The 2,730-nt window shown below is 59.9% G+C and carries 2 protein-coding genes; one reads left to right on the top strand and one right to left on the bottom strand.

The window, feature by feature from the left end; translation table 11 throughout:
- Positions 1-115: 115 nt before the first annotated feature.
- The gene (locus BLR80_RS12555) at positions 116-1,531 is read right to left on the bottom strand and encodes a peptidoglycan DD-metalloendopeptidase family protein (protein WP_092080878.1); all 1,416 of its coding nucleotides are present in this window, start codon (positions 1,529-1,531) and stop codon (positions 116-118) included.
- Positions 1,532-2,196: 665 nt separating this feature from the next.
- On the opposite strand from BLR80_RS12555, the gene BLR80_RS12550 reads away from it, so the two are divergent.
- Positions 2,197-2,676 carry a phage virion morphogenesis protein gene (locus BLR80_RS12550; protein ID WP_092080875.1) on the top strand — a complete coding sequence of 160 codons (480 nt, stop codon included), beginning with the start codon at positions 2,197-2,199 and terminating at the stop codon, positions 2,674-2,676.
- Positions 2,677-2,730 lie beyond the last annotated feature (54 nt).

The raw sequence follows: 2,730 nt of genomic DNA, 5'->3' as shown, positions 1-2,730 counted from the left end.
ATCCCTTTCTGGCCTGATTTTCGGGCCCAAGCCGGCACTCATGTCCCCAGATCGTTTGTCAACGCCTCAGCTCAGAACTTTTTGCAAGAGGCTCAAGCGTTTTAAATGATGAGAGTCAGGAGGCCGGGATGGCCTCGGCGGAAGAAACAGACAGCTGCCCGGTGAGTGGACGATCGCCCCGCGACGGGGACGAGGGCTGGGCAATGTGGGTCGGCGGATGTTCCATCAACCCGACCAATTCCTCCACCCGCTGATTGAACAGAGCCAGCTTGGCCCTGGGAACCGATGAGGCCATGGGGATGCTCGCCGTCAACGGATTGACCGGCCGGCCCTTGATATGCAGCTCAAAATGCAGATGCGGGCCAGTCGAACGGCCAGTATTGCCGGACATGGCAATGCGCTGGCCCCGCTTCACCCGTTGTCCGGGCTTGACCTGAAACCGGCTCAGATGCAGATAACGGGTGGCGTAATGACTGCCATGCTGAATTTCCACATACTTGCCGGCATAGGGATGATTCTGCACCCGTGTCACCACGCCATCGCCAATGGAAACAATCGGCGTGCCCGTCGGCATGGCGAAATCGACGCCATTATGCGGCGAAACCCGTCGGGTGATGGGATGCAACCGGCGCGGATTGAAATGGGAACTCACCCGATACTGACCGGTTGTCGGATAGCGCCGAAAGGCCCGCGCCAGGCTCTCGCCCTTGTGATCGTAATAATTGCCATCCTCGAACAGAAAAGCGCTGTAGAGCTGTTTGCCCCGGAAGATCCGCACCCCCTCAATACGGCTCTGGCCGGTGGGTTCCGTCTCGACAAACTGCTGGCTGCGAATAATCTGGAAGCGGTCTCCGGCCTGCATTTCGCGGGCAAAATGGATCTGATCGGAAAACAGATCGCCGACCTGGGCCGTCTCCTGATCGGTCAAGCCGGCCCGGCGGGCAGACACATAGAAGCTGCCCTGAATTTCGCCTTCAAGCAGCTGCTGCTCCCATCTGCCCGGCAGCACCACCTCCTCAAAATCGAAACTGGCCGCATCGGCACGGGTATACAGCACCCAGCGCGCCGGGTGAACAAACAGTTCCATCTTCTGCAGTTCACGAGACTGCGGATCAAGAGTAAAGGTCAGACGGTTGCCTGGCCGCAGCGTATCAAGGGCCAGAACCTCCTCATCCGCCGCCAGAATCTGACACATGGCCGCACGGCTCAGGCGCAGGGCATCGAAAATCGAGCTGAGGGTATCACCCTGAACGATCTCGTGTTTCAGAACAGATTCCGTCGACACCTCGTCCACAGCCACCAGTGCCGGATCGGCTGCGGCATCTTGCGCCAGCTCAACTGGCGGGCAGACAACCGATTCTGATTCCGGGAAAACATCCGTGGAAAGGTCCGAAGGATCGGAGAATTGCGGTGGGAAGTGATACAGACCAAACAGGGTGGCACAACAGAGCAGAACCGCCAGCAGTTGCAGCCGACGTTTTCGACGAAGCTTACGGCGCCGTTCCTGCGTGGATTTCCAGATGGCATTCATAGGCAACCTGTCGACAGGGAAAACCCGGCGCACTCGTCTGCACAAACCGGCAGCACACAGCCACCCCAGCGGACAGCAACCGCCCCGCGATCAGGACGGCGCGCGAACATTTGTCCGTTTTGCCTCAAAACAGCCCCCGCTGTCAACCCCCCAGACCCGCTCCCGGCCAGAACCCGCTGGCATACTGTATACGTTGTTGCCCTTTTCCGATTACGCAATGCCCTATTTTGCTCAACTGCGACAACGACTTCCCGTTCTCATTACGGCTACGCCGAGGCGGTGAAACGGCGCCCCATTCCAGGACGGCTTACAGCAGCTTCGCTCTTGTTGTTCGTTGTCATTATCAATCTCCTTGGACACGGGGGCTTTACCCCGATTCAGTGTCCAGGAAAACTAGTAACGCCCTACTGTTGTGAAGATCAACAGAAGGGTCAAAAAGCAGGGGACAATGAATGCGTTCGTCACAGCGGGCATTGTTAAGGGGGACAACCTGGTTTCCAAGGAGCACCAGGTTATCGCGGGAGCCCTGAAAGAGTGGTAGCGAGGCGGGTGGCCGGCTTCTCCCCACCATCCGCTTGGAAAGCCTGCAGGACGCCGAAAGTTTCCTGTCGTCACCTCGCTACCACGACACCATAACACAGCACGCAAGCGTTGAAAGAGCAGAGATGATCACCGTCACCGTAAACGACGCCGCAGTCAACCGCCAGCTGCAGGCCCTGGCCAGCAAGGTTAGCGACCTGTCGCCGGTAATGGCGGGCCTGTCCGAGATACTGCTTGAGGAAGTACGCGATAATCTGGCCAACGAGCACGGCCCAACCGGCCCCTGGCCACGGCTTTCGCCCCGCACCGTGCTGCGGCGAGCGCTGCAGCACAAGTGGCCCGGCAAGATGCTGCAGGTCAGCGGCGCCCTGAAGAACACCCTCGTCCCCGGCCACGGCGCCAGGGCCGCCTGGGTGTCCGCCGGGACACGACGATACGCCGCCATCCACCAGTTCGGCGGCCAGGCCGGTCGCGGCCGCAGGGTGACCATTCCGCCGCGCCCGTACCTGCATCGGTTCATCCCCGCGGGCGCGGGGAACGGGACTATCACCCCGACAGCGACGACTGGAGCGGCGCCGGTTTTCTTGGACACTGATTTGGGGTAATGTCCCCGTGTCCAAGGAGATTGACAATGACCAAACAGAACCAGAACGAAACCG

Source organism: Desulfuromonas thiophila, from assembly GCF_900101955.1.
Classification (GTDB): domain Bacteria; phylum Desulfobacterota; class Desulfuromonadia; order Desulfuromonadales; family Desulfuromonadaceae; genus Pseudodesulfuromonas; species Pseudodesulfuromonas thiophila.
Note: the sequence above shows the minus strand (reverse complement) of the source record. Positions and strands in the feature narration are given on the sequence as shown.

Coding starts and splice junctions, on each gene's coding strand:
- BLR80_RS12550 (WP_092080875.1), top strand. CDS start 2,197: ATGATCACCGTCACCGTAAACGACGCCGCAGTCAACCGCCAGCTGCAG.
- BLR80_RS12555 (WP_092080878.1), bottom strand. CDS start 1,531: ATGAATGCCATCTGGAAATCCACGCAGGAACGGCGCCGTAAGCTTCGT.